Genomic DNA, 25,500 nt, shown 5'->3' with positions numbered 1-25,500 from the left:
AGGCGCGACGATGCGCATCTTCGACCCGCACATCCACATGACCTCCCGCACCACCGACGACTACCAGGCGATGCACGACGCGGGGGTCCGCGCCGTGGTCGAGCCGTCGTTCTGGCTCGGCCAGCCGCGCACCAGCGTCGGCTCCTTCACCGACTACTTCGACGCTCTGATCGGCTGGGAGCGCTTCCGCGCCGCGCAGTACGGCATCCGCCACCACTGCACGATCGGCCTCAACCCCAAGGAGGCGAACGATCCGCGCTGCCGCGAGGTGCTGCCCGAGCTCGACCGCTACGTCGCCAAGGACGGCGTGGTCGCGGTCGGCGAGACCGGCTACGACTCGCTGACCGCGGAGGAGGACGCGGTCTTCCGCCACCAGCTGGAGCTGGCGAAGGACCACGGCCTGCCCGTGCTCGTGCACACTCCGCACCGTGACAAGGCGGCGGGCACGCAGCAGACGCTCGACGTCGTCGCCGAGTCCGGGATCGACGCCGGCCTCGTCGTCGTCGACCACCTCAACGAGACGACCGTCGACCTCGTCCTCGGCTCCGGCTGCTGGCTCGGCTTCTCGATCTACCCGGACACCAAGATGGACGAGACCCGCCTGGTGACGCTCGTCGAGCGGATCGGCCTGGACCGCGTGCTGGTCAACTCCGCCGCCGACTGGGGCCGCTCCGATCCGCTGACCACCGCGAAGACCGGGCACCTGCTGCTCGTCGCCGGCTTCAGCGCCGCCGAGGTCGACCGGCTGCTCTGGCAGAACCCGATCGACTTCTACGGGCAGAGCGGACGGCTGAACCTCGACCCGATCCCGGGCTTCGACGCGATCGACGCGAGGGGGCGCAGCTTCGAGGGCAACTCGATCCTCCGGGGCGCGCCGCGCATGGCGGAGGTCGTCTGATGCACCTCTCCTACTGCACCAACGTCCACCCGGCCGAGGACCTCGAGGGCGTCGTGCGCCAGCTCGACGTCTACGCCGGGCCGGCCCGCGTCGCCGCGGGGCTCGACACCGTCGGCGTGGGGCTGTGGATCCCGCGCGACCTCGCCGCCCGGCTGGTCGCCAGCCGCGAGGACCGCGCCGTGCTGCGCGCCGCGCTCGAGCGCAACGGCCTCGAGGTGCGGACGCTGAACGCGTTCCCCTACGCCGCCTTCCACGCCGAGGTGGTGAAGCTCGACGTCTACCGGCCCGATTGGACGACGCCCGAGCGCCTCGCCTACACGATCGACTGCGCGCGGATCCTCGCGGATCTGCTGCCCGCGGGCGCCGACGGCAGCATCTCGACGCTGCCGCTGGGCTGGCGCGAGGGCTGGGGCGCGGATCAGGACGCGGCCGCGGTCCGGCAGCTCGCGCGGCTGGTCGACGAGCTGCGCGAGCTGCGGCGCTCGACCGGGCACGCGATCCGCCTGGCGATCGAGCCCGAGCCCGGCTGCATCCTGGACACGGTCGAGGACGTCGTCGCCTGGCTGCACCCGCGCATCGGCCTGGTCGACCCGGCCTACGTGGGCGTCTGCCTCGACACCTGCCACCTCGCGGTGTCGTTCGCGGACCCCGCTGCGGCGGTCCGGCGGATCCGGGACGCGGGCCTGCGCGTGGTGAAGGTGCAGGCCTCGGCCGCGCTGCACGTCGCCGACCCGGCGGACCCGGCCGCGCGCGCCGCCGTCGGCGCCTTCGTGGAGAAGCGCTACCTGCACCAGACCCGCGAGAACGGCGCGGGCGGAGTGCTCCGCGTCGACGACCTGCCGGAGGCGCTCGACACGCTGCCCGGCGAGGGGCCCTGGCGCGTGCACTTCCACGTGCCGCTGCACCACCGGCCGGCCGCGCCGCTGTCGGCGACCACCGCGGTGCTGGCGGAGGCGGTCTCCGCGGTCGACGCCGCCTGGCCGTACGACGAGATCCACCTCGACGTGGAGACCTACACCTGGGCGGTGCTCGCGGACGCGCCGAGCGACCTCTCGGTCGGCATCGGCGCCGAGCTGGCCTGGGCGGCGGAGCACCTGCTGACCGCCCCGGCCCGCGCCGCGGTGCTGGCGGCGGGTGCCGAGCCTGTACCGGTCGTCGCCGTCCCGGTCGCCGCCCTCGTCGCGGAGGAGGTCGCGCTGTGAGGCCCGTCCTGCTGCTCGACGTGGTCGGCCTGACCGCGACGGCGCTCGCCGACATGCCGCGGCTGTCCCGGCTCGCCCGGGCCGGCGGGCAGCTGCCGCTGGACACGATCCTCCCGGCCGTCACCTGCAGCGTGCAGTCGTCGATGCTCACCGGCACGATGCCCGCGCAGCACGGGATCGTCGGCAACGGCTGGTACTTCCGCGACCTCGGCGAGGTGCACCTCTGGCGGCAGCACAACCGCCTGGTCGCGGGGGAGAAGGTCTGGGAGACGGCCCGCCGGCTGGCCGACGGCGACCCCTACCGCGCCGCGAACATCGGCTGGTGGTACGCGATGGGAGCGACCACCGACGTCACCGTGACCCCGCGGCCGATCTACCACGCCGACGGGCGCAAGTCGCCGGACGCCTACGTCCGCCCGCCGGCGCTGCACGACGAGCTGGTCGGGACGCTGGGCGCCTTCCCGCTGTTCCAGTACTGGGGGCCGACCGCGTCGCTGCGCTCCACGCAGTGGATGGTGGACGCGACCCGGCACGTGCTCGCCGGCGACGGCTCCGGACCGCCGCAGCTGACCACGGCGTATCTGCCGCACCTCGACTACGACCTGCAGCGCTTCGGGCCGGACTCGCCCGAGGCGCGGCGGGCGGCGTCCGAGCTGGACGTGGTGCTCGCGCCGCTGCTCGACGACGCGGAGGCGCTCGGCGCGTCGGTCGTCGTGGTGGCGGAGTACGGGATCGCGGCGGCGGACACCCCCGTGGACGTCAACCGGGCGCTGCGGCGCGAGGGCCTGCTCGAGGTGTACGTGCAGGACGGCCGCGAGCAGCTGGACCCGTGGACCTCGCGCGCCTTCGCGGTCGCGGACCACCAGATCGCGCACGTCTACGTGCCGGACGCCGCCGATCTGCCGCGGGTGCGCTCGCTGCTCGAGGCGCTGGACGGGGTGGACGAGGTGCTCGACCGGGAGGCGCAGGCGCGGTACAGCCTCGACCACGAGCGCTCCGGCGAGCTCGTCGTGGTGGCGAGGCCGGGCGCGTGGTTCACCTACTACTACTGGCTCGACGACGATCGCGCGCCGGACTTCGCGCGCGGCGTCGACATCCACCGCAAGCCCGGCTACGACCCGGCGGAGCTGTTCTTCGACCCCGCCGACAAGCTCGTGAAGGCGAAGGCGGCCGGCAACCTCGCGAAGAAGGCCCTGGGCCTGCGCTACGCGATGAACCTCGTGCCGCTGGACGCGTCGCTGGTGCGCGGGACGCACGGCCGCCTCCCGGTGTCGGCGGCGGACACCCCGCTGGTGCTGACCTCGGACGCCGACCTGCTGCCGGCCGGCGCCGCATCGCTGCCGGTGACGGCGGTGCGCGACCTGGTGCTGGCGGCGCACGGCCCGGCACTGGCGCGCGCGGCGGCGTCGCCGCGGGCCTGACGCGGGGCCGGGCTCGGGGCGGCTCCGAGGGGACGCGCAAAGGGCCTTCTCAGAACCGGGTGGGCCGCTGGCCCGCGACGGTGTCGGCGCGCGCGGCGACGATGTCGGGCAGCCGGGAGTGGCTCCGGATCCAGGCGGCGAGGTCGTCGTCGATGCACTGCGCCAGCTCGCACAGGTATCGGTGGTCGACCATCAGGTCCCGAGCATGTACCGGCTCGTGGTGTGCGGCTCGATTGCGGAGCAGTCGCAGCCGCTCCAGGCGCGCGTGCAGGTCGCCTCGGCGGCCGGTGAAGAAGGGGAACGCGCGCGCGAGTGCGGGCTCCCAGAGCGCGCGGTGGTAGCGGTTCACCAGGAGCCCCTCCCAGAACGACGCTCTCAGCTCAGCGACAACATGGCCGGCCGACCACTGTCCCGCGCCGCGACGCCGGTCGAGGAATCGGATCGCGTCGTGGACCTGATCGCCTTCGTTCGCCCGGAGCGGCGCGACGTCCCACCACGACTCCCGTCCCCAGTGCGCCATAAGTGCTCGGTGCATCGCATTGCGCACACCGACGTCGAGGGCGGAGCTCGCTCCGAGGATCGCGGCGCTCGCCTCGATGTTCCAACTGTAGAGCCGGAGCGCGGCGGCCAGGTCGCCGGTGGAGGCGAGGTACGGGCCCAGGCGATCGCTCCCGATGACCGTTGGAAGGTTCGGCAGAGTCGCCGGGTCGACGGGCGTCATCCGGCGTCCGGGGCCGGAGTGGATCTCCGGATCCTGGTACCGTTCTTCACGTATGCCCCGGACGGGACGCGAGAGCGTCGGCGCGCCGGGGCGATCAACGTTAACGGGGTGCGGACGCTGTGCGATCGATGACCGAGGAACATCCGTCGATCCTCGAGGGCTGGGTTCCCCGCCTCAAGAAGATGGCGCTCCGGCGGTCTTCCGGCGGGCGGCAGTCAATCTGCTGGGGCGGGATCGGCGCCGTCGAGGTCCGCGAGGTCGAGGACGAAGCGGTAGCGGACGTCGTTCGCCGCGAGACGCTCCAGTGCGGCGCCCACCTGCGCGGAGGGCAGCACCTCGACGTCCGCCGTGATGCCGTGCTCGCCGCAGAAGGCGAGCAGCTCGCGGGTGCTGCGGGTGCCGCCGCTGCCGCCGGAGGTGAGGCTCTTGCGGCCGATCAGCAGGTCGGTGACGTCCACGGTGACCGGCGCGAGCATCCCGAGGACGCTCAGCGTGCCGTCGAGGGCGAGGACGTGCAGGTACGGCGCGAGGTCGTGCGGGGCCGAGACGGTGTCGAGGACGAGATCGAGGCGTCCGCGCTGCGCCGCCATCGCCTCCTCGTCCTGTGAGACGACGACCCGGGTGGCGCCGAGCGCGAGGGCGTCGGCGGTCTTCGCGGCGGAGGTCGTGAAGACCGTCACCTCGGCGCCGAGCGCCCGGGCGAGCTTCACGGCGAGGTGGCCGAGGCCGCCCAGCCCGACCACGCCGACCCGTGAGCCGGGGCCGACGGAGTGCGCGCGCAGCGGCTCCCAGACGGTGACCCCCGCGCAGAGCAGGGGAGCGACGGCCGCCGTGTCGAGGCCGGCCGGCAGCGGGTAGGCGAAGCGGTCGCGGACCACGTACTCGCGCGAGAACGCGCCGAGCGTGGTGCTGCCGTCGTGCCGGTCGGTGCCGCCGTAGGTCAGGGTCGGGAACTCTCGGCAGAAGTTCTCCTGCTCGGCCGTGCACATGTCGCACGCGCCGCAGGAGTCGACGATGTTGCCGACCGCGACGCGGTCGCCCGGGGAGAACGCCGTGACGGCCGCGCCGACGCCGAGCACTGCGCCGACGAACTCGTGACCCGGGACGAGCGGGCCGGGGTCGGCGGCGGGGTCGGCGGAGTGCGCGGAGTGTGCGGCGCGGGTCCGGAGGGCGTGCAGATCGCTGTGGCAGACGCCGCAGTAGTCGACGCGGACGGCGAGGTCGTCGGGGCGGAGGGCGCGCCGCTCGATGACGGCGGGCGCGAGGCCGCCCCCGGCGGTGGCCGCGTAAGCGGTGGTGCTGGTCATCCCGCGCTCATCTCTACTAACCGGTTTGTTTTGTTTGACGCTAGCACTCGTGGGCGCCGGAGAACAGACCGGTCGGTAGTCTCGAGGGATGGGAGCGACACCGGCCACCGGCAAGGGTGAGGCGACGCGTGCGCGGATCATGGCGGCGGCCACCGCCGAGTTCGCCCGCTACGGCATCGCCGGCGCGCGGGTGGACCGGATCGCGGCCGACGCCCGCAGCAACAAGGCGCAGCTGTACTCCTACTTCACCAGCAAGGAGCTGCTCTTCGACGCGGTCTTCGAGGCGTCGCTCGACCGGATCGTCGACGTCGTGCCGATCGACCCGTCAAACCTCGGCGACTGGGCCGTCCGCCTCTACGACGAGTACCTGCGCCGCCCCGATCTGATTCGGCTCGCCACCTGGGCGCGCCTCGAGCGCCGCCCGGCCGGCCACCTCGTCGCCGACGACGAGGCGCGCGTGCGCGAGGAGGGCAAGCTCGAGGCGATCCGCGCCGCTCAGGCCGACGGCACGGTGGGCGTCGCGGCCGACCCGTTCGACGTGATGGCGCTGGTCATCGCGATGTCGATGGCCTGGTCGCCGGTGAGCAACGTCTACGCCGCCACGGCGGAGGAGGCCGCGTCGGAGCACGAGCGCCGGCGGACGCTGCTGCGCCAGGCGGTCGGCCGCGCGTTCCCGCCCGCCTGAGCGGGGGCGTCAGGCCGCGGCGACGCGCGCGGTGCCGGTGCGACGGGCGGCGGTGACACGGAGCAGGAGCGTCGCCACGAGCACGACGGCCGCAGCGATCAGCGCGGCGGTGCCGGCGGGGATCGACACGAGCTCGCCGGAGAAGCGGCCGACCGCGACCCAGGCCAGACCCCAGCAGAGCGACAGCATCGGAGCGATCCGGCCACGACCGGTGACGGCGATCAGCACGCCGATCAGTGCGGCGACGATCAGGACGACGATCGCCCAGGGTGCGGCGCCGGGCCCGTCGGCGCTGCCGATGCCCGCGCCGACGAGGCCGGCCGTGACGTTGGCGACCGTCGCGACGCAGACCCAGCCGAGGTAGAGGCCGAAGGTGCCGTCGGTGAGGACCGCGTCGACGACGCCGCCGGTGCGCGTGGTGCGCAGGAGCACGAAGATCCGCGCGAGCACGGCGAGGAGCAGCGCGATCACCACGACGCTGAGCGCGAGCAGTCCGGCCTGCACGACCAGGATCCACGCCGCGTTCAGCAGCAGGCTCGCGGCGGCCCAGTAGCCGAGCCGGCGGTGGCGGGTGCGCGTGGTCTGCGACGGCAGGAACTGCCAGATCGCGTAGCCGATGAGGCCGGCGTAGATGACGCTCCAGATCGCGAAGGCGGGTCCGTCGGGCGCGACCGGCGTCGAGGACGCGGACAGCGCACCGCCGGCGGCGTCCTGGATCTGCGTGCCGCCTGCTGCTCCCGAGCCGATGAAGGACCCGACGACGGCGAGCACGGCGCTGACGGCGACGGTCGACTGCCGGATCCGGTCCGCGCGGGTGGGGGATGTCGTGGCGGTCATGGCACTCCTCGATTAGTCAGCTGGCTGAGTAATGAGCGTAGCGTGCCGGGCGGTTCCGGCGCACGCGGCTTCCGGGCGCCGTCCGAGCCGCTCGGGGAGCGGGGCGTCGAGTTCCACCGTCCGGCGGGCCGGGTCTCGATACGCGCTGCGCGCTACTCGACCAGCATGTGCGGGCGCGTGCTGACGCGCGCTGCACGGGCTGCACGGGCTGCACGGGCCGCACGGGCTGCACGCGCTGCACGCGCTGCATGCGCTGCGCGCGTCAGCATGCGCTGCACGGGCTGCACGCTGATGCTCCGTGTAAGCGCTGCATGCTGATCGAGTAGCCCGCGGAGCGGGCGTATCGAGATCCCCCACCGTCAGAACGGTGCTGGCACAGTGTCGAAGCGCGGCCCCGGCGGCGGGTCGGGCGGCCGGCCGGGGAGTGCCGGTGGCCGGTTGCTGATCCGCCGGCCTGTCGGGCTCGTCCAGACGATCGCCTCGTCGTCGTGTCTGACGTAGGTCCACTGGTCCCCGTGCCGGATGTGGTGGTGGGACGTGCAGAGCGAGACGAGGTTCTCCAGGGAGGTCTCGCCGCCGTTGCGCCATTCGAGGGTGTGGTCGGCCTCGCTGGTGGCGGCGGGGCGGGTGCAGCCGGCGAAGCGGCAGGTCTGGTCCCGCAGCTGCAGGTGCAGGCGCATCTGCGGTGGCGGGACGCGGTGGGTGCGGCCGACGGAGACGACGGCGCCGGTCTCCGGATCGGTCAGGACCCGGGTGAAGGAGGCGGCCGTGCGGATCAGCTCGCGGGCGATCTCGGCGGGGACCGGGCCGTAGCCGTCGAGGTCCGCGGGAGCGTCGTCGAGGCCGACGGCGGTGGAGGCGGCGAGGGTCAGTCGGACCTCCGCGCGGATGCCGGGGATGAACGTCGGGTCGGGTCGGTGCTCTTCGTTCGGTGTCGTGCCGGCGATGTCGCCGTCGCAGAGCAGATCGACGGCCGCATCCGCGCTCAACTGCTGCAGGGTGCGTGGGTCGCCGTCGTCGCGGAGGGTGCGGGCGATGCGCCGCAGCCGGTCGTAGGCGCCCGTCACCGCCGGCGCGGGAGCGTGGACGCAGAGGGTCGCCATCCCGTCGACGTCCGGCGTGACCCAGACCGCGCGGTCCTCCCGGGCGCGAGCGTGGCGCTCGGCGAGGGGCTGCTCGTGCAGCTCCTCGCGCCAGCGGGGCAGGGCGCGGCGCAGCTGTGTGGTCGTCATCGTGAGGGCGGCGTCTGCGGCGAGCTCGTCGAGTGCCGCGCGGGAGTTCTCCGGGAGGCCGCTCGCGGTCTTGCAGATCGCTTCGCCGACCTCCCAGAGGATCCGGCCGTCGCGGAGCAGCGCACGGGTGAGCGGCAGGTGCTCCACCAGCATCTGCGCGGTCTCGAGGCGTCGGCAGACGTCCCGCTCGGACACGCCGAGCGTTACCGCGAGCTCGGCGCGGATGGAGCGCTCGACGAGGTCGCGGGTCTCGCTGCGGGACGTGCCGCGCGCGAAGGATTCCGGGACGGTGAGCGCGACGCGGCAGCCGCGGTGCATGCGTTCCGCCGCTCTCAAGCGCGTCGGGGACGCGGCGCGCTCAGCGGCGGCGGCGTCGGTGAAGCAGTCGCGCACCTCCGCGAGTGCTGCCGCATTCTCATCTTCTGACATACGTGTATCGAAGCAGGAGCCACCGACACCGGGGTCGGAACCAGGGGCTGATCGGGGACAACATCGTCGGAACCCGAGTGTGGAGGAGACTCGCTCCCGGATGTCTCGGCGATGGTGGGTCTCGATACGCCGCCGGAGGCGGCTACTCGACCACCATGACGAGCCGACTGCTCGACCGGCACCTTGTCGCCGGGGCGGCTGCTCGACCAGCTTGGAGGGGCCGCTGCTCGGCCGGAATGACGCGCCGAGCCTCTAGCGTTGGCGTGTGCCCCTCCGTCCGCCGTGCCCCCGACCGTGAGCGCGCTCGTCGCGCGGCTCGAGCGGCGGCAGGTCGCCGTGTACCTCGGCGCGATCGCCGCCGGCGCCGTGCTCGGGCTGCTGCTGCCCGCCGCGCGGCACTTGGAGGGCGCGATCGAGCCGGTGCTCGGGCTGCTGCTGTTCGCGACGTTCCTCGGCGTCCCGTTCGCGGCGCTCGGCCGCGCACTGCGGGACGTCCGCTTCCTCGCCGCGGTCGGCGTCCTGAACTTCGTGGTCGTCCCGGTCGTCGCGTTCGGGCTGTCCCGCTTCGTCGCCGAGAGCCCGGCGCTGCTCTTCGGGGTGCTGCTGGTGCTGCTGACGCCCTGCATCGACTACGTGATCGTCTTCGCCGGCCTCGCGGGCGGCGCGTCCGACCGGCTGCTCGCCGCGGCACCGCTGCTGATGCTCGCGCAGCTCCTGCTCCTCCCTCTCTATCTCCTGCTGTTCCTCGGGCCGGAGGGCGTCGCCGTGGTCGAGGTGGCCCCGTTCGCGCGGGCACTCCTGCTGCTGATCGTGCTGCCGCTCACCGCCGCCGCGCTCGTGCAGGCGCTCGGCCGTCGGCATCGCGCGGGACAGGTGGTCGAATCGACGATGCTCGGCCTGATGGTGCCGCTGATGGCGGCGACCCTCCTCGTCGTCGTCGCCTCGCAGATCGGCGCCGTCGGTGCCGCCGCCGGGAGGCTGCTCGTCCTCGTCCCCCTCTACGCCGCGTTCCTCGCGGTGATGGTCGCGGTCGGTCTCGGCGTCGCCCGGCTCGTCCGCCTCGACGTCCCCTCGTCCCGCGCGCTGGTGTTCAGCGGCGCCACCCGCAACTCCCTCGTGGTGCTGCCGCTCGCACTCGCGCTCCCCGCGCCGCTGGCACTCGCACCCGTGGTCGTCGTGACGCAGACCCTGGTCGAGCTGATCGGCATGGTCGTGCTCGTGCGGCTGGTCCCGCGCCTCGTCCCTCACCCCTCCACCCGCGACGCGCCCACCCCCGAGTAGGGCCCGGCGCCCGGATCCGCTTCCCCGGCGGTGCCGCCCCGATCTACGCTCGGCCCTGACCCCCGCCGAGAGGACCCCGCCGTGCCCGACCTGACCGCTCCCCCCGCGTCGCTCGCGCGCCGCACCCTCGTCGGAGCGGCCTGGGCCGCTCCCGTGATCGCGCTCGCCGTCGCCGCACCGTCCGCCGCGGCGAGCGGCACGCTCCCTCCGCTCGGCGCTCGCGCCGAAGGTCCCGCGGAGGACGTCGCGTCGGCCTCGACGGCGTATCGCGTCTACGCGACCAACACCGGCTCCGCCCCGCTCGAGGGCGGATCCGTGATCGTCGTCCTCCAGGATCCGGGAAGCGGCTACTCGTTCGCCGGCTTCAACGGACAGCAGTGGAGCTACGCCGACGGCTTCCCGGAGGGACGCATCGCCCTCCGCTACGACCCCGCGCTCGCGGCGGGCGAGGAGTCCGGCATCCTGCTGCTGCTGATCGCCAGCGACGATCGCACGCAGAGTCCAGTCCCCGTGGCGGACCTGGTCATCACCGCGCCGGGTTTCGACGTCGCGGTGCTGTCGCTGACGGTCCCGTACTGATCCGCCGCCGCACCTCCGACGTGTGAACGCCCCGGGGCGACGATTGCCATCGATTGCACAAGATGAGGATTTTCTCATTCGGGGCAATCTTCATCAATCTTCGGCGATCGACCCGCTTGCCGTCAGTCGCCCGTGCAGTCAGTTGCCCGTGCAGAACACCCGGTCGGACCTGACCGACGCCGTGCTCTTCGCTCCGGTGCCGACGGAGCCCTCGGGGAGGGTCACCGTCGCGTTCAGGGTGAAGGCGCTGGTGATCGAGAGGGTGGTGCGCAGGCCCAGGGTGGAGCCCGCGGGCAGCGGACCGGTGAGGGTGACGAAGCGGGTGGTGCTGCTCGGGGAAGTGATCGTCGCGATGCTCGGGGTGGCCGTGAACACGCCGATGTTCGCGACGCCGCTGCCGACGATGGTGATCGTGGTCCCGACCGGCAGGTCGGCGGAGCCTGCGGTGAGCGTGAAGCCGGGGCCGAGGATCCCGGGACTGCCGCAGGTGCCGTTCAGGACGAAGGCTCCCACGTCGAGGCCGGACGCGGCGGCCGCGGGGGTGCCGACGGCGACGGCCACGACGGGCACGGTCCAGGCGGCGGCGGTGGTGACCGCCCGGCGGGAGACGCCACGGGGGGCGGGGCGGCTGGCGGGGGTGCGGACGTCGTTCATGGCGGCCTCTCGTGCGGCGGGGGAGGGGCTCCCGGGGGAAGAGGGCCCACGAGGGATCCTGGCAGGCGGCACGCCCCGCCGCGCAGTGCCGGCGCGCCCCCCGAGTGGGGCGGCGACGACTCCGGCCCGGACTAGCGCGGCTCGGTCGTCGCGGACTCCGCGCCGAGGAGGACGCGGAACATCCGGTCCAGCGGCTCGCGGAGATCCTCGTCGGCGGCGGAGGCGATCGGCTCCACGGCGGCGGAGGTGCGCATCACGGTGACGCCCATCATCGTGGCGATGGCGAGCTGGGCTCGGACCAGTACCGGGGCGGTCCGCGGGTCGTCCGAGCGCCAGCCCGCCGCGACGGCGAGCCGGCGGGTGAACTCCTCGAGGGTCTCCCGGCGGATCCGGTCCGCGGTCGCGTCGCCCGAGGAGCGCAGCAGGAGGAGGAGCTGCAGCGGGTCGTCGTTGTTCGGCGCGCGGAGGACGTGGCCGATCAGCCGCTGGACGATCGCGTCGAGATCCGCGGGGCCGTCAGGGGTCTCGGACTCCAGCTCGTCCGAGGTGCGGCGCATGCACGCCTCGAAGAGGCCGTCCTTGGAGACGAAGTAGCGGTTGATCAGGGCCACGTTCACTCCGGCGTCGGCGGCGATGTGCCGCACCGTGGTCGCGCGGTAGCCGTCGGTCGCGAACCGGCGCCGCGCGGCCCGGATCAGCGCGCGCTTCGTCGCCTCCGCGTCCCGGCCCGGGCGGACGAGCTCGTCGTCGGCGTCGCAGCCGGAGATCGTTGCGCCGATGTCCTCGCTGTCAGTGCTCATGTCCCACTCCCGTCGACCAACCTAGCCGAGGACAAGTAAACACGTGTTGACAGGCGTGCCGCGCTGGTTACACTCGACAAGTCAGCATCTGTTTACAAGCCGCTCACCAGCCTAGGAGACGCATGTCCACCACCAGCCAGCCCGCCGCGACGGGCTCGGTGCCGACCGGAGTTCCGCCCGAGAGCGCTGCGCCGCAGCGGAAGCCGCGCGGCACCGCGATCGTGCTCTACCTCTCGCTCGGCGGTCTCTCGTTCGCCGTCCTGCAGTCGCTGGTCGCCCCCGCCCTGGGCACGATCGGGCAGGACCTCGGCGTGGCCACGAGCGACGCGAGCTGGGTGCTGACGGCCTACCTGCTCTCCGCCTCGGTGCTCACGCCGATCCTCGGTCGCCTCGGCGACATGGTCGGCAAGCGCAAGGTGCTGATCGTGGTGCTGTCGCTGCTGCTGGTCGGCACGGTCGTCGCCGCGATCGCGCCGAACCTCGGCGTCCTCATCGTCGGACGCGTCCTGCAGGGCGCGGCCGGCGCGGTGATGCCGCTGTCGATCGGCATCGTCCGCGACGAGCTGCCCCGGGAGCGCGTCAGCGTCACCATCGGGCTGCTGTCCGCCATCTTCGGCATCGGCGCCGGAGTTGGCATCGTGGCCGCGGGCCCGATCGTCGAGGCGCTCTCCTGGCACTGGCTGTTCTGGCTGCCCGCCGTGCTGGTCGCCGTCGCCCTCCTCGGAGCGGTCTTCGGGATGCCGGAATCGCCCGTGCGCACGCCGGGCAAGCTCGACCTCGTCGGCACGACGATCCTCTCGATCGGCCTCGTCGCGCTCCTCCTCGCCATCAGCGAGGGCCAGAACTGGGGCTGGGACGACGCGAAGACGATCGGCCTGCTCGTGCTCGGCGCGGTCGCCCTCGTCGCCTTCGTGCTGGTCGAGCTGCGCGTCTCCGAGCCGCTGATCGACGTCCGCCTCTTCCGGCACCGCGGGGTGTGGACCGCGCACATCGTCGCGCTCGCCTTCGGCTTCGCGATGTTCGGAACCTTCATCCTCGTGCCGACCCTGCTCCAGCTGCCCACGGTGCTGGGCTACGGCTTCGGCAAGTCGGTCAGCGAAGCGGGCCTGTTCCTGCTGCCGACGGTCGTCGCCATGGTCGTCTCCGGCGTCGTCGCGGGGGCGATGATCCGCCGCGTCGGGCCGAAGATCCCGATGATCACCGGAGGCGTCGCCGTCGCGATCGCGTTCGTCCTCCCCGCGCTCGGCCACGGCGAGGAGTGGCAGATCCTCGTGTCCGGCGTGCTCACCGGCATCGGCATCGGCATGGCCCTCGCGGCCACCTCCAACGCGATCGTCGAGAGCGTCCCCGCCGCCCAGACCGGCGAGGCCATCAGCGCGAACACCGTCCTGCGCACCATCGGCAGCAGCATCGGCACCGCGGTCATCGCCGCGCTGATCTCCTCCAGCGTCACTCCGCAGGGCGCCCCGACGGACGAGGCGTTCACCGTCGGCTTCTGGGCCTCGGCCGGAGTCGGAGCGCTCGCGATCGTCGCCGCGCTGCTCGCGCCGTCCCTGCGCGCGCGACGCCGCGAGGCCGCGGCCGCCGGTGTGGACGACATCGAGGAGCTCGGAACCGCTTCCTGATCGGACCGCGGCCGCTCGGCGCGTCCGCCGGTGCTCGCTCGGGACGCCGGCGGCTGTCGCTGCCGTCCGGGATCTGCGAGGCTGCCCGGATGGCATCGGAGCAGATCGGCCCGCCGGTCTTCGCGGACCCGCGCCGGCTGGGTGCGGTCGTCGGCCTGGCCGGCGCGGTCGTCTTCGCGTTCTCGTACTCGCCCGCCGAGCCGGTCGCGCTCGTCGCCCGCGTCCTCGTCGCCGCTACCGTCGCCGCCGCGCTCTGGTTCCTCTTCGTCCGGCCGCGCCCGCTCGGGTCCTTCGCGCCGCCGAAGCCCGCCCGGCTCGCCGTCTACGGCGCCTGCGTCGTCGCTGAGTTCGCGCTCATCGCCGTCGGCAGCCGCGCCCTCGAGGCGGCGGGTCGCGGCGAGCTGCGCCCGGCGCTCATCGCGCTCGTGGTCGGGCTGCACTTCCTCCCGTTCGCGTGGGCGTTCTCCGAGCGGATGTTCGCGCTGCTCGGCGGCGCGCTGGTCGTGCTCGGCGGGATCGGGCTGCTCGTCGGCAGCGGCGACGCGGCCGTGCTGGCGGCGGTCGCGTCCGGAGTCGCGATGGCGCTGCTCCTACTCGTGTACGCCCTCGGCGCGTTCGCTCCGCGGAGCCGGGCGCCGCGGGGCCGGGCGCCGCGGAGCTGAGCCCACCCGTTCCCCGCTGTCTGAGATCCTTCTCATAGACTCGACCGCAGTGCCCGGATGAACGTCTCGCTCCTCCGCTCCGTACCCCCTGTGACGGGCCGCCCGGCCGGTCGGGACAGGAGGCGCCGATGGCACTCGCGGCGCTGACGATGCCGACGACGATCGGGCTGCAGACGACCGGGCCGACGACGACGAGGCGACGAGGGGACCGCACCGCGATGACGCAGCCCGACCCGCGCCCGGCGCCCGTGCCCGCCGCCGGACCCGCCGCCCCGCCGCTCGATCCTCCGCCGCTCGATCGCACGCGCGGCGACTCCTCGCCCCTCGATCTCACCGCGGCGTTCGACGAGCACGGGTCCGCCCTGCTCGGCTTCGCCGTCAACGCGCTTCGCGACCGCGGGCTCGCCGAGGACTGCGTGCAGGAGACGTTCCTGCGCGCCTGGCGCTCGCGCGAGCGTTACTCGGCGGAGCGCGCGAGTCCGCGCACCTGGCTCTTCGCGATCGCCCGCAACGTGATCGTCGACGCGCACCGCTCCCTGCAGCGGCTGCCGCGGATCGTGCCGGCCGAGGTGCTCGACGACGTCCCCGGCGACGACGTCGATCCCCTCGTGTCGCTGATGATGGTCGAGGCGCTGGCTCGGCTCTCGCCCGAGCACCGGCAGGTCGTCGTCGCGATCCACCTCCGCGGCGAGAGCTACGCCGAGGTCTCCGCGGCGACCGGAGTCGCGGTCGCGACGCTCCGGACCCGCACGTTCTACGCTCTCAAGGCGCTCCGCACGCATCTCGCGGCGCCCGACCCGACTCCGGAGGACCGATCGTGACCAGCAGTGGCGGACCCGGCGACGGCGGACCCGGCAGCGGTGGACCCGGCAGTGGCGGACCCGGCAGCGGCGGCCCGGACGAGGGCGGCCGTCGCGAGGAGCTGATCGCCGCGGCCCTCGCCGGCGAGCTGTCGGCCGGTGAGGCCGTCGAGCTCGACCGCCTGCGGGCCGAGGACCCGAGCGTGGACGAGGAGCTGGCCTCCTTCGGCGCCGTGCTCTCCGGGCTGGGCGGGGTCGGTCGCTGGGAGGAGCCGGAGCCCTCGGCGGACCTGCGCGCGCGGGTCGCGGCGCTCGCCGGCCCGGCGCCGGTGGCCCTCCCGGATGCCCGCGATGCGGAGGAGCGGGGTGCGCCGAAGCGTCCCGCGCGCGGTCGCCGGATCGCGCTCGGCGTGACCGCCGCGGCTGCCTGCGTCGCGCTCGGCGCCGTCGGCGGTCTCGCCCTGCAATCGCTCGGCGACCGACCGCCAGAGGGCGGACCGGGCACGCTCGGCGCCGTCGAGCCGATCGCGTTCGCCGAGGACCCGGCCCTCGACATCGACGCCGAGCTCGTCGCGCACACCTGGGGCACCGAGACGATCCTGCGCGGCAGCGGCTTCGCCGTCGGCGAGAGCTACGAGGTCGTCCTCGTCACGGCGACGGGCGTGCGGCTGCCCTCCGGCTCCTTCCTCGGCAGCACCGCCGAGCTCGACTGCGCGATGAACGCGGCCGTGCTGCGCGCCTCCGTCGCCTCGATCGAGATCACCGACGAGAGCGGCGGCGCCGTCGCGGTCGCCGAGCTGCCGGTCGTCGAGAGCTGACGAGCCCGCTCGAGTGCCCTGGCGCTGATGGGACTCGATCGGGCGGAGCGTTGCGACTCCCCGGTCAGTCGATGGAAGAGTTGACGCATCCAGAAGACGACGCCTCGAGCGCGCCGACTGTGCAGAGCGAGTGGAGACGACATGGTCGATGGGACAGAGCCGATCACGGACCCGTACGAGCCCTTCCCGAGCTTCCCGGAGTGGGAGGGACGCCGCGCCGACGTCCACCTGGTGAACGACTTCGGCGAGATGCTGACGGCCGATCGTGCGGAGAGCTCACCTGAGCTCTGGAGCCGGATGCTCGACATCACCAACAAGTGGGCGGCGGTGGACACCGGCGCGATCGAGAACCTGTACGAGGTGGATCGCGGATTCACGTACACCGTCGCCGCGACGACCGTCGCGTGGGCGCGGATCCCGCAGGAGATGGGCGAGGCGGTCGCGCGGGTCATCGCGGACCAGCTCGCCGGCTACGAGCACGTCCTCGATGCCGCCACGGCGAACGTCCCGATCAGCGAGTACTGGATCCGAGGGCTGCACGAGGTGCTCTGCCGTTCGCAGGACACCTACCGGGTCCTCACCTCGGTCGGCTGGCAGGAGCGCCCGCTCCAGACCGGCGCGTACAAGAAGGATCCGAACAACCCGCTGAACCTCGCGTCGAACCACATTCACAGCTACGCCTCGCCGGCGGACGTCGTCCCGGAGATGGAGCGATTCGTCGCAGAGTTGCGATCGGCGGAGTTCCTCGAGGCGCCGGCCGTGATCCAAGCGGCCTATGCGCACTACGCCTTCGTCTGCATCCATCCCTTTCCGGACGGGAACGGGCGGGTGTCGCGCGCTCTCGCCTCCGTCTTCCTCTACCGGGCGTACGGGGTACCGATCGTGATCTTCGCCGACCAGAAGGCGCGCTACCTCGATGCTCTCGAGGCGGCGGACGCGAAGCGCGGAGAGCAGTTCACGGTCTTCTTCCGCGACTGCGTGATCGACACGATCAACCTGATCCGAGCCGAGCTGGAGACGGCGCGCACGCCCGAGCTCGCGGATCAGCTCTCCGCCTTCGAGGTCCTCCTCACGGGCCGCGGCGGGCTGGAGCACGAGGTCCTCGACGAGGTGGCGGACCGGCTCACAGGGCTGGTGTCCGACGAGGTGCAGTCCGCCCGGAATTCGACTCCCCTGCGGTCGTCACTCACGCTCTCAGCGGTCAATAAGAGGGCCTCGAGACGTCTGCATGAGGGCTATCGACGGAGCCGACCTGAACACACTCCGTCTCTGCGCCTCGAGAGCGCCCGGCCTGCGATTGCGCAGGCGGAGCGCGGCTTCTCCGTTCAGATCGCACGCCCTGACACCGATGGCGCCGACTTCATCGTCGTCGACGAGCAGGGTGGCCTTCTGATGCACGTGTTCCTCCGCGAGGTCTACCCGGTGATCGCGGAAGGGTTGAGGATCCGGGTGCGGGCGATGGTTGAGGCCGCGCTCAGAAGACTGCTGGCGGAGGTCGCGACCGCAGCGGAGCAGGCACTCCGGGACGCGGGATACGGCCGCTGAGAGAGGTGGGAGTGACGCGGCTCGGGATGACGCCGGTGGCTCAGCGCCGCGGCACCGGCACGAGCCGGGTCAGCCGGCCGATCAGCCACTCCAGCGGCCCGATGCCGACGAAGCGCCACCACAGCACCGCGACCGCCCACACTCCCAGCACCAGGAGGAGGGCCGCGCCGGGAGTGTCGGCGACGTAGCCGAGGCCCTGGGTCGCGAAGGCGGCGACGACCGCCACCTGCAGCACGTACACCGAGAGCGCGAGCGAGCCGACGGCGCGGAACGGCGTGAGCACCGCCGCGATCACCGTGCTCGCCGGCCGCCGCCGGACCGTCGCGAGCAGCACCACGACGACGTAGGCGGCGAGCACCAGGCCGAGATCGTGCAGCGTGTCCGGGTGGCTGCCCGAGACGGATTGGAGGCCGATCAGCCGCTCGAGCGCCGGCCGCACCGGGTACGCCAGCACCGCGACGACGGCGAGCACCGCGAGCAGGCGGTCGCGCCGGAAGCCGTGCCGCAGCAGCAGCGCGCCGAGCAGGAGGAACGGGAGCAGGTTCGTCAGCCGGTAGTGCGGATCGACGAAGCTCCACTGCAGCAGGTATCCGACGGGCGTCCGCGCGTAGAGGACCGCCGGGTCCACCGACGCCGCGACCAGCGTGTTCAGCGGAGCACCCGCGACGAGCACGACGGCGGCGACGATCGCGACGAGGCGGCTGCGCAGGAGCAGGATCGGCGTCCCGAGCGCGAGCGTGAGCCCGAGGTGCGGCAGCACGATCGCGATCCAGCTGCCCCAGCCGCCCAGCCAGACGCCGAGCGCGACGAGCACGGCCCCGCGGATCAGGTTCTGCACGACGACCCGCCCGCCGGAGGCGCCGGGCCGCGCGAGGACCAGAGCCGCCGACATCCCCATCACCAGGGCGAACAGCGGCGACGCGAGGTCGTTGATGTTCCCCGCCGCGAAGCCGGCCGCTCCGTCGCGCAGACTCGGCAGGAGCGGCATCGCGTGCGCGATCAGCATCGCCACGATTGCGACCCCGCGCAGGACGTCGGGCACGAGGACCCGGTCCGGCTGCAGCCGGGGCGCGAGGGTCGCGGCGCGCGGAACGGTCGTGGTCGCATCCATGGGGGAGAGGCTACGGCGTGGCCGCCCGCGCCCGCGCGCCGTCGCGCGCCGGGGCGCCCCCACCTCGCGCCACACGACGCTCGCGGTGCGTCCCTGGCTCCGCCCGCGGCACCTCGGGCTCGTGAAACGCGGTCCGGCTCGTCGAATTCGGCGGGTTCCGCGTGCCGAGGATGTTCTCGCGTGCCGGAGATGCCCGGCGGGCGCCGACTTCCGCGTCGGTCGCACCTCGGGCTCGCGAAACGAGGTCCGGCTCGTCGGATTCGGCGGTTTCCGCGTGCCGGAGGCGTTCTCGCGTGCCGGAGCCGTCTGTCGGCCGAGCGCGCCGCTCCCCTCACGCCTCCGGCACGCGAATCGCGGCTCGGCTCGTCGGATCCGACGGTTCTCGCGTGCCGGAGACGGTTCCGCGTGCCGGAGGTGCCCCGGCCGGCCGGCACTGCGGCCGGGTCATGAGGTTCCTGCGAGCCCGAGCCGAGCGAGCGCGCCGGGCGGGCGCGGGCGGCATGCTGGAGGGATGACCGACGCCACCACGCCCGCCGCGCCGTCCGAGCGCCGCGCCCGCCCGTCCCGCCCGCAGCTCGTGCTGACCGTGCTGCGCACCGAGCGGCTCACCGAGCACTTCGTGCGCGTGCACCTCGGTGGCGAGGGCTTCGACGCCTTCGTCGAGGCCGCGGATCCCGACCGGCTCGCCGCCACCGACCGCTACGTCAAGCTGCTGCTCGCCCCGCCCGGTGTCGTGCTCGAGCCGCCGCACGACCTCGACGCCCTGCGCGCCCGCCTCGACCCCGAGGAGCTCCCGGTGCGCCGGACCTACACGATCCGCTCCGTCGACCTCGAGGCGCGCAGCCTCGCGATCGACTTCGTCCTGCACGGCGACGAGGGAGTGGCCGGACCCTGGGCCGCCTCCGCTCGCCCCGGCGACCGCCTCGAGATGTCGGCCCCGGGCGGCGCCTGGGCGCCGCGCGCCGACGCCGTGAACCTCCTGCTCGGCGACGAGTCGGCGCTGCCGGCGATCGCGGCGGCCCTGGAGGCGATGCCCGCCGAGGCCCGCGGCACCGCGCTCATCGAGGTGCACGGCGCCGAGGACGAGCTGCCGCTGACCGTCCCCGCGGGCGTCGAGGTGCGCTGGCTGCACCGCGGCGACGAGGAGGCGGGGCAGGCGCTGACCGCCGCCGTCGCGGAGCTGACCCGCCCGGACGGCGCCGTCGAGGTCTTCGCCCACGGTGAGCGGACGGCGATGAAGCGGCTCCGCGCGATCCTCCAGGACGACTGGGGCGTCGAGCGCGCGGCGCTCTCGCTCTCGGCCTACTGGGCACTCGGCCGCGCCGAGGACCGCTTCCAGGCCGAGAAGCGCGAGCCGGTGGGCGCGATCTTCGCCGACTGACGGCGACTCCGACTGACGGCGGCTCCGGCTGACGGCGACTCCGTCACCCGCGGACGTCGAAGGGCCCCTGCACTGCGCAGGGGCCCTTCGACGTTCACGCGGTGCTCACTCCGGGCGTCAGACCCGCTTCAGGAGGATCGGAGCGCTCGTCGTGGCGTTGCCCGCCGCGTCGACGGCCTTCGCCGTCACCGAGTAGGTGCCCTTGGGGAACACCGCGGTGTTGACCGTGAGGTACCAGTTGCCGTCCGACGCCTTCACGGCGTCGCCCAGCTTGGTGGTGCCGACCCAGTACGTGACTCCGGTCACGGCGGTGTCGTCCGCGGCGGTCGCCATCAGGCTGACGACTCCGGTGACCGACGAGCCGGAGCCCGGCGAGACGATCGCGACGGTCGGCGCCGTGCGGTCGACCGGCGCGGGAGTCGCGGTCGGAGTCGGGGTCGCGGTCGGAGTCGCGGTCGGCGTCGGTGTGGCGGTCGGCGTCGGGGTCGCGGTCGGGGTGGCGGTGGCCGTCGGCGTGGCCGTCGGAGTCGCGGTCGGCGTCGCCGTCGGCGTGGCCGTCGGGGTCGCGGTCGCGGTCGGCGTGGCCGTCGGCGTCGCGGTCGGCGTCGGAGCGGTCACTCCGCCGAACTGGTCGGCGCCGGCGGTGCGGGAGCCCATGACCTGGCCGTCGATGTCGGTGCGGGCCGACGTGGTCGATCCCCAGCCGGCGATCTGGGTCCCGGTCGCGGACAGCACGTGCAGGTCGCCGGTGGCCACCGAGGCGAGCGCCGGAGCGCCCTGGACGTTGCCCTGCTGGTTGAGCAGCGACGGCGTCTTGCAGAGCTTCGTGTTCCAGTTCTCGACGATGGTGTTCGTCATCGGGCTGGTGCAGGAGGAGAGGTAGCTGACGATGTTGCGGTCGAAGACCGTGTTCTTCGCCCCGCCGACCCGCAGTGCGCCCGACTCGAAGGTGTTGTTGCGGATGTAGATGCCGTCGGCCGAGGCCTCGCGGAAGTCCGCGGACGAGCCGCCGCGGCAGTCGCTGGTGATCACGATGCAGCCGGAGACGAAGTTCGACTCCACGGTGATGTCCGTCATGCCGTCGCCGCCGCCGGGGGAGAAGATGATGCCCGCGTTGTAGCAGTTCATCAGCGTGTTGCCGCGGAGGGTGACGTCGTTGCTCTCGAAGACCTGGATGCAGTCGGCGTGCAGGCCGTTGTCGATGTTCTGGTCGAAGTTCCGGACCAGGTTGTTCTCGATCAGCCCGTTGTCCGTGCCGCCGACCTGGATGCCGTCCATCGACGAGCCGTTCTCGAAGAGCGAGTCGCGGACGACGACGTTCGCGCTGCGCACGAAGATGCCGGCGCCGTCGATGTGCATCCGGTTCACCGTGATGCCCGAGCCGTAGGTGTAGAAGGTGCTCTTGGAGAAGATGTCGTTCCACACGGTGTTGGGCGTGTAGACCTTCGTCGAGCCGAGCACGGGCGAGGCGCCCGGGGCCGGCTGGACGACGACGGGAGCGGCGACGGTCGCCTTCCCGCCCTTGAGGGTGGTCGTCGGGTAGGTGCCGGCGGTGAGCAGCACGGTGTCGCCGGCGGCGGCGTTCTGGACGGCGGTGGTCAGGGCGCAGGGAGCGGCTGCGGAGCAGGCCGTTCCCGTGCCGTTGGGCGAGGCGTAGCGGTTCGCCGCCGCGAAGCTGGGCGCGGCCGCGAAGAACGCGGCGATCACGACCAGCAGGGCGGCGAGAGTCGCGCTGAGCGTTCGAGTCATGGGCGTGGTGTCCAATCGGGGAAGGTGTGAGCGGGGACTCGGGGCTGGGAGAGGAGAAGGGAGAAGACGAGGGGAGGCCGCACCGGGCCTCGGCGGTGCGCGCCGGGCGAACGGGGGACGACTCCGTACACTGGGCGCGGCGGGAGCGTCCCCGGCGGCCGAGCACCACCGATGCACGTGCCGCCCAGCTCGCGCCCTGACGGACGGATGCGGCGACGGGCCGCCTCCGCCATCGATGAGCACGGCTCCGCGACGGGGCCGGGAACGGGATCGCTGTGAGCGGAGTAGGTTCGCGAGTCCGGACGGTGCTGGGCGGGCTGCGCAAGCGCACCGCCCCGCTGCTGAAGAGCCCGGCGGTGCTCTCGCTCGGCGCGCGCGGCGTCTTCCTCGACGCTCCGCGCCTGCGCAGCGCCCGCCGCTCCGGCGGGGCCCGCGGGGCCAGTGGTGCTCAGGGTCGCGCGATCCTGATCGCGCCCCCCGGCGCCGGCAACATCGGCGACGCCGCGCTGGTCGGCGCGTTCCTGGAGAACGTGGCCGGGCCGATCACCGTGATCACCCGCTACAAGGGCGACTTCCGCATCCCGGCCGAGCAGGCCGACCGCGTCGAGATCGTCTCGCTGGGCACCCTGCTCTACGGCGGACTGCCGAGCTTCGTCCGCGACCTGCGCCGCTTCCGGGCCATGCTGCCCGGCGCCGCGTCGGTCTCGATCGTCGGCGCCGACATCATGGACGGCGCCTACAACTTCCGCGCCTCGACCAGCCGTGCGCTCGTCGCCCGCAGCGCCGCGTCGGCCGGCGTGGACACCCGCGTCCTCGGCTTCAGCTGGAACGGCAAGGCGCACCCCGGTGCCCTCGCGCAGCTCCGCGACGCGGACCGTGCCGGCACGACCCTCTTCCTCCGCGATCCGCTCTCGGTCGAGCGCGCCCGCCGCGACGGCCTGGACGCGAAGGCCTCGGCGGACATCGTCTTCTCGGCGCGCTCCGTCGACCAGGGCCGCGCGAGCACCGAGCTCGCCGCGCTGGACACGACCGGCGGCATCGCGATCGTCAACGTCTCCGGTCTGATCGACACCGACCAGACCGGCGCCTACGTGGAGATCATCGGCGGCCTGCGCGCCCGCGGCCTCGCGGTCGTGCTGCTCCCGCACGTCATCAAGCACGGACCGGACGACCTCGCGGCCTGCCGGAAGGTCTACGCGGCCCTGCCGGACACGACCGGCGTCGCCTTCGTCGAGGACGTCCTCACCCCGGCGGAGGTGCGCGGCTTCACCGAGCGCGCGACCGTCACCGTCACCGGCCGGATGCACCTGGCGATCATGTCCCTGATGAAGGGCGTCCCCGCGATCACGCTCGCCACCCAGGGCAAGGTCGAGGGCCTGATGGCGATGTTCGAGCTGCCGTACCTCTGCGTCGAGCCGGGTGCCGGACTCGCGGGCCGCGTGGGCGACGCCCTCGAGCGCGTCCTCTCCGACCGCGACAGCGTCTCGGCCGCCATCCTCGCGAAGCTGCCCGCCGTGCAGGAGCTCAGCGCCGCGAACTTCGCCGGCCTGCCGCGCGCCTGAGCGGCGCGGGCGGGCTGTCGCGGGGGTCGTCGGCACGGGCGTCCTTCCGGGCGTCGAGGGCGGAGGAGCGGCTCGCGCCCTGACCGCGGCACTGCGGTGGGGGAGTCGCTCGAGAGGTCGGCCGGAGGAGTCCGGCGCGTCTGCTGTGACCCTAGGCGGGGCGTTCGAACGCCTGTTCGCAATGAACCTTCCTCCGGACGGGGGTTCCCGTTCAGGGGGCGCACTCCGGCTCGACGCGCCGCCGGTCCGTCCGATCCCGCCCCGGACGGGTGACGCGGGCCTCGGGTGCTGCCCCGAGCGCGAAGACGCGTTCGGCTCGCGGAACCGCGTCGGGCTCGCGGGACTGTCCGGATCCGGCGTGCCGAGGCGGGTTCTGCGTGCCGGAGGTGACTGCGGGCGGCAGCGCGGGCGAGTCCGGCTCGCGACATCGCGTCCGGCTCGTCGAAACGGGCGGATCCGGCGTGCCGAGGCGGGTTCTGCGTGCCGGAGGTGACCGCGGGCGGTGGCGCGGGCCGTCCGGCACGCGACATCGCGTCCGGCTCGCGGAACCGCGCACGTTCTGCGTGCCGGAGGTGGTTCCACGAGCCGAGGATGCGTGCTGTCGGACCCGGCGCCGTCAGACCAGGCGCCTCCCGCTGAAGCGGTCGATCGGGGCGTCGCGGCGCATCGCCCGCTCGTACATCCGGTGGAACGGCTCGGTCAGCACGCCGTTGGAGCGGTCGAGGGCGTCCTGCCGGGCGACGATGTCGCCGAGCTGCGCCGCCAGGTCGGCCCGCAGCGCCGCCTCGTCCACGGTCGTCGACTCGCCGCCCGCGACGACGACCCGCCCGGCGACGATCACGGTGTCGATCGACGAGCCGTTCTCGGAGTAGACCAGCTGGTTCTCCAGGCGCTGGCGCGGGGTGAACGCGAGCGTCTCGAGGTCGAAGAGCACGAGGTCGGCCTGCTTGCCCACCTCGATGCTGCCGGTGACGTCGCCGAGGACGGCGCTGCGCGCGCCGCCGATCGTGCCCGCGGTCAGCACCTCCGCCACCGTCGGCCAGGACGACAGGTCCGGATCGGTCACCTTGTGCAGCAGCGCCGCGGCCTTGATCACGTCGAGCATCCGCGGGGAGTCGCTGCTCGAGCAGCCGTCGGTGCCGAGCCCGAGGTTCACCCCCGCGTCGTGCAGCGCCCGCCACGGCGCGATGCCCGAGCCGAGCTTGAGGTTCGAGATCGGGTTGTGCGAGACGGAGGTGCCCGCCGCCGCGATCGACGCCATGTCGGAGTCGGTCAGCCAGATCCCGTGCGCGAAGGTCGTGTTCGCGGAGAGGGCGCCGATCCCGGCCATGTACTCGACCAGCGTCGAGCCGTGGAACTCCTCCCCGGTCACCAGCTGCGTCTTGGTCTCGAGGACGTGGATGTGGCACTCCGCATCGTGCTCCAGCGCCAGCTCCGTCGCCCCGACGAGCAGGTCGGCGCCCACGCGCTGCGGGGCCGAGGGCGCGACCATGTAGCGCAGTCGTCCGCCGCCCCGCCCGTGCTGGGTGGCGAAGGCGGTGCGACTGAAGTCGAGGTAGCCCTCGGTGGTCGGCCGGGCCGCCCCGCGGACCGAGTCGAGCAGCTCGGCCGGCAGGTACTCCTCGAGGAACGGCATGGTCTCGAAGAACGGCTTGCTGATCACGTGGCCGGAGATGTTCGCCCGGATCCCGATCTCGTCGTAGGCGTCGAACACCGCCGCCAGCTGTGCCGCATCCTGGTCCGGGTTCTCCAGCACGTCGTCGACGAGCGTCGTGACGCCCGCCTTCAGCGACTCGAGCGCGAACAGCGACGAGCGCAGCCGGATCAGGTCCGGAGCGACGCGGCTGTCGCCGAGGATCGGATACGACAGCAGCATCCACAGCTCGAGCGGCAGGTTGTCGTAGCGCCCCTTGTAGAGGTACTCCCACGAGTGGGTGTGCGCGTTGACGAAGCCCGGCGTCACGAGGCGGTCGCGCCCGTCGAGGATCTCGTCGCCCGGCTCGGGCTCGAGCCCCGGGCCGATCGCCGTGATCACGTCGTCGACGATCCGGATGCTCGCCGTGATCGGGACGGCGCCCGAGACGGAGTCCATGGTGATGACGGCGGCGTCGGTGATGAGGAGGGGCATGGCGGTTCCGTTCGTGATGCGGTGGTGCGGGAACAGGGTGGAGCGGGAGCAGGGTGGGGCAGGAACGGGGGAG

At 73.2% G+C, this 25,500-nt stretch carries 22 protein-coding genes; 13 read left to right on the top strand and 9 right to left on the bottom strand.

The window, feature by feature from the left end; genetic code table 11:
* Positions 1-10: 10 nt before the first annotated feature.
* From EDF35_RS04550 to EDF35_RS04540, 3 genes are read left to right on the top strand one after another with little or no spacing between them, the layout of a single operon-like run.
* On the top strand, positions 11-898 hold the full coding sequence (locus tag EDF35_RS04550; RefSeq protein WP_133960876.1) for a TatD family hydrolase: 888 nt from the start codon (positions 11-13) through the stop codon (positions 896-898).
* A complete protein-coding gene (gene eboE, locus EDF35_RS04545) occupies positions 898-2,100 on the top strand; it encodes a metabolite traffic protein EboE (protein WP_133960875.1) in 1,203 nt (400 codons plus the stop codon). The genes EDF35_RS04550 and eboE overlap by 1 nt, the downstream gene beginning before the upstream one ends.
* The gene (locus EDF35_RS04540; protein WP_133960874.1) at positions 2,097-3,521 is read left to right on the top strand and encodes a nucleotide pyrophosphatase/phosphodiesterase family protein; all 1,425 of its coding nucleotides are present in this window, start codon (positions 2,097-2,099) and stop codon (positions 3,519-3,521) included. Before eboE ends, EDF35_RS04540 begins: the two co-directional genes overlap by 4 nt.
* Before the next feature lie 49 nt (positions 3,522-3,570).
* On the opposite strand, the gene EDF35_RS04535 is transcribed toward EDF35_RS04540, so the two are convergent.
* Both EDF35_RS04535 and EDF35_RS04530 read right to left on the bottom strand, forming a co-directional pair.
* Positions 3,571-4,242 (bottom strand): hypothetical protein, encoded by a 672-nt coding sequence (locus EDF35_RS04535; RefSeq protein WP_123705696.1) that lies wholly within the window; start codon positions 4,240-4,242, stop codon positions 3,571-3,573.
* 215 nt (positions 4,243-4,457) lie between these two features.
* Entirely contained in the window at positions 4,458-5,549 is a 1,092-nt protein-coding gene (locus EDF35_RS04530; protein WP_133960873.1) for an NAD(P)-dependent alcohol dehydrogenase, read from the bottom strand.
* A gap of 88 nt (positions 5,550-5,637) precedes the next feature.
* Between EDF35_RS04530 and EDF35_RS04525 the strand changes: the two genes are divergently transcribed.
* A complete protein-coding gene (locus EDF35_RS04525) occupies positions 5,638-6,234 on the top strand; it encodes a TetR family transcriptional regulator (RefSeq protein ID WP_133960872.1) in 597 nt (198 codons plus the stop codon).
* A 9-nt stretch (positions 6,235-6,243) separates the two neighbouring features.
* On the opposite strand, the gene EDF35_RS04520 is transcribed toward EDF35_RS04525, so the two are convergent.
* Together EDF35_RS04520 and EDF35_RS04515 are read right to left on the bottom strand one after the other, a co-directional pair.
* Positions 6,244-7,071 carry a tryptophan-rich sensory protein gene (locus tag EDF35_RS04520; RefSeq protein ID WP_133960871.1) on the bottom strand — a complete coding sequence of 276 codons (828 nt, stop codon included), beginning with the start codon at positions 7,069-7,071 and terminating at the stop codon, positions 6,244-6,246.
* Positions 7,072-7,430: 359 nt separating this feature from the next.
* Positions 7,431-8,732: an HNH endonuclease signature motif containing protein gene (locus tag EDF35_RS04515; protein WP_133960870.1), complete on the bottom strand. Its 1,302-nt coding sequence runs from the start codon at positions 8,730-8,732 to the stop codon at positions 7,431-7,433.
* 294 nt (positions 8,733-9,026) lie between these two features.
* Between EDF35_RS04515 and EDF35_RS04510 the strand changes: the two genes are divergently transcribed.
* Together EDF35_RS04510 and EDF35_RS04505 are read left to right on the top strand one after the other, a co-directional pair.
* Positions 9,027-10,013, top strand: coding sequence for a bile acid:sodium symporter (locus EDF35_RS04510; RefSeq protein WP_133961505.1), 987 nt, complete (start codon positions 9,027-9,029; stop codon positions 10,011-10,013).
* Between the two features lie 81 nt (positions 10,014-10,094).
* Positions 10,095-10,592 (top strand): hypothetical protein, encoded by a 498-nt coding sequence (locus EDF35_RS04505; protein ID WP_133960869.1) that lies wholly within the window; start codon positions 10,095-10,097, stop codon positions 10,590-10,592.
* 138 nt (positions 10,593-10,730) lie between these two features.
* Here the strand turns inward: EDF35_RS04505 and EDF35_RS04500 are convergent, their stop codons facing one another.
* Positions 10,731-11,246, bottom strand: a complete 516-nt coding sequence (locus tag EDF35_RS04500) for a hypothetical protein (RefSeq protein ID WP_133960868.1) — start codon at positions 11,244-11,246, stop codon at positions 10,731-10,733.
* A 131-nt stretch (positions 11,247-11,377) separates the two neighbouring features.
* Positions 11,378-12,046 (bottom strand): TetR/AcrR family transcriptional regulator, encoded by a 669-nt coding sequence (locus EDF35_RS04495; protein WP_133960867.1) that lies wholly within the window; start codon positions 12,044-12,046, stop codon positions 11,378-11,380.
* Positions 12,047-12,168: 122 nt separating this feature from the next.
* Here EDF35_RS04495 and EDF35_RS04490 point away from each other — a divergent pair, with 122 nt between their 5' ends.
* The 5 genes from EDF35_RS04490 to EDF35_RS04470 all read left to right on the top strand — a co-directional run bounded on the left by EDF35_RS04490 (position 12,169) and on the right by EDF35_RS04470 (position 17,496).
* Entirely contained in the window at positions 12,169-13,671 is a 1,503-nt protein-coding gene (locus EDF35_RS04490; protein WP_123705688.1) for an MFS transporter, read from the top strand.
* A gap of 89 nt (positions 13,672-13,760) precedes the next feature.
* Positions 13,761-14,333, top strand: a complete 573-nt coding sequence (locus EDF35_RS20655) for a hypothetical protein (RefSeq protein ID WP_166674004.1) — start codon at positions 13,761-13,763, stop codon at positions 14,331-14,333.
* A gap of 128 nt (positions 14,334-14,461) precedes the next feature.
* Positions 14,462-15,154, top strand: coding sequence for a sigma-70 family RNA polymerase sigma factor (locus EDF35_RS04480; protein ID WP_243839840.1), 693 nt, complete (start codon positions 14,462-14,464; stop codon positions 15,152-15,154).
* Positions 15,151-15,951 (top strand): hypothetical protein, encoded by an 801-nt coding sequence (locus EDF35_RS04475; protein ID WP_133960865.1) that lies wholly within the window; start codon positions 15,151-15,153, stop codon positions 15,949-15,951. Before EDF35_RS04480 ends, EDF35_RS04475 begins: the two co-directional genes overlap by 4 nt.
* A gap of 141 nt (positions 15,952-16,092) precedes the next feature.
* A complete protein-coding gene (locus EDF35_RS04470; protein ID WP_133960864.1) occupies positions 16,093-17,496 on the top strand; it encodes a Fic family protein in 1,404 nt (467 codons plus the stop codon).
* A 40-nt stretch (positions 17,497-17,536) separates the two neighbouring features.
* On the opposite strand, the gene EDF35_RS04465 is transcribed toward EDF35_RS04470, so the two are convergent.
* The gene (locus EDF35_RS04465) at positions 17,537-18,607 is read right to left on the bottom strand and encodes a DUF418 domain-containing protein (protein WP_133960863.1); all 1,071 of its coding nucleotides are present in this window, start codon (positions 18,605-18,607) and stop codon (positions 17,537-17,539) included.
* A 511-nt stretch (positions 18,608-19,118) separates the two neighbouring features.
* On the opposite strand from EDF35_RS04465, the gene EDF35_RS04460 reads away from it, so the two are divergent.
* Entirely contained in the window at positions 19,119-19,988 is an 870-nt protein-coding gene (locus tag EDF35_RS04460; protein ID WP_133960862.1) for a siderophore-interacting protein, read from the top strand.
* A gap of 117 nt (positions 19,989-20,105) precedes the next feature.
* On the opposite strand, the gene EDF35_RS04455 is transcribed toward EDF35_RS04460, so the two are convergent.
* A complete protein-coding gene (locus EDF35_RS04455) occupies positions 20,106-21,737 on the bottom strand; it encodes an Ig-like domain-containing protein (RefSeq protein WP_133960861.1) in 1,632 nt (543 codons plus the stop codon).
* Between the two features lie 275 nt (positions 21,738-22,012).
* On the opposite strand from EDF35_RS04455, the gene EDF35_RS04450 reads away from it, so the two are divergent.
* Positions 22,013-23,299 carry a polysaccharide pyruvyl transferase family protein gene (locus EDF35_RS04450; RefSeq protein ID WP_166674003.1) on the top strand — a complete coding sequence of 429 codons (1,287 nt, stop codon included), beginning with the start codon at positions 22,013-22,015 and terminating at the stop codon, positions 23,297-23,299.
* Between the two features lie 616 nt (positions 23,300-23,915).
* On the opposite strand, the gene EDF35_RS04445 is transcribed toward EDF35_RS04450, so the two are convergent.
* Positions 23,916-25,427 carry an amidohydrolase gene (locus EDF35_RS04445; protein ID WP_133960859.1) on the bottom strand — a complete coding sequence of 504 codons (1,512 nt, stop codon included), beginning with the start codon at positions 25,425-25,427 and terminating at the stop codon, positions 23,916-23,918.
* Positions 25,428-25,500: the final 73 nt, after the last annotated feature.

The organism is Rathayibacter sp. PhB151, assembly GCF_004366415.1.
Classification (GTDB): Bacteria; Actinomycetota; Actinomycetes; order Actinomycetales; family Microbacteriaceae; genus Rathayibacter; species Rathayibacter festucae.
Note: the sequence above shows the minus strand (reverse complement) of the source record. Positions and strands in the feature narration are given on the sequence as shown.

Bases quoted from the DNA above. Each gene is read 5' to 3' on its own strand.
- EDF35_RS04490 (WP_123705688.1), top strand. From the start codon at position 12,169: ATGTCCACCACCAGCCAGCCCGCCGCGACGGGCTCGGTGCCGACCGGA.
- EDF35_RS04525 (WP_133960872.1), top strand. From the start codon at position 5,638: ATGGGAGCGACACCGGCCACCGGCAAGGGTGAGGCGACGCGTGCGCGG.
- EDF35_RS04455 (WP_133960861.1), bottom strand. From the start codon at position 21,737: ATGACTCGAACGCTCAGCGCGACTCTCGCCGCCCTGCTGGTCGTGATC.
- EDF35_RS04480 (WP_243839840.1), top strand. From the start codon at position 14,462: ATGGCACTCGCGGCGCTGACGATGCCGACGACGATCGGGCTGCAGACG.
- EDF35_RS04495 (WP_133960867.1), bottom strand. From the start codon at position 12,046: ATGAGCACTGACAGCGAGGACATCGGCGCAACGATCTCCGGCTGCGAC.
- EDF35_RS04465 (WP_133960863.1), bottom strand. From the start codon at position 18,607: ATGGATGCGACCACGACCGTTCCGCGCGCCGCGACCCTCGCGCCCCGG.
- EDF35_RS04445 (WP_133960859.1), bottom strand. From the start codon at position 25,427: ATGCCCCTCCTCATCACCGACGCCGCCGTCATCACCATGGACTCCGTC.
- EDF35_RS04520 (WP_133960871.1), bottom strand. From the start codon at position 7,071: ATGACCGCCACGACATCCCCCACCCGCGCGGACCGGATCCGGCAGTCG.
- EDF35_RS04515 (WP_133960870.1), bottom strand. From the start codon at position 8,732: ATGTCAGAAGATGAGAATGCGGCAGCACTCGCGGAGGTGCGCGACTGC.
- EDF35_RS04460 (WP_133960862.1), top strand. From the start codon at position 19,119: ATGACCGACGCCACCACGCCCGCCGCGCCGTCCGAGCGCCGCGCCCGC.
- EDF35_RS04530 (WP_133960873.1), bottom strand. From the start codon at position 5,549: ATGACCAGCACCACCGCTTACGCGGCCACCGCCGGGGGCGGCCTCGCG.
- EDF35_RS04470 (WP_133960864.1), top strand. From the start codon at position 16,093: ATGGTCGATGGGACAGAGCCGATCACGGACCCGTACGAGCCCTTCCCG.
- eboE (WP_133960875.1), top strand. From the start codon at position 898: ATGCACCTCTCCTACTGCACCAACGTCCACCCGGCCGAGGACCTCGAG.
- EDF35_RS04500 (WP_133960868.1), bottom strand. From the start codon at position 11,246: ATGAACGACGTCCGCACCCCCGCCAGCCGCCCCGCCCCCCGTGGCGTC.
- EDF35_RS04535 (WP_123705696.1), bottom strand. From the start codon at position 4,242: ATGACGCCCGTCGACCCGGCGACTCTGCCGAACCTTCCAACGGTCATC.
- EDF35_RS04550 (WP_133960876.1), top strand. From the start codon at position 11: ATGCGCATCTTCGACCCGCACATCCACATGACCTCCCGCACCACCGAC.
- EDF35_RS20655 (WP_166674004.1), top strand. From the start codon at position 13,761: ATGGCATCGGAGCAGATCGGCCCGCCGGTCTTCGCGGACCCGCGCCGG.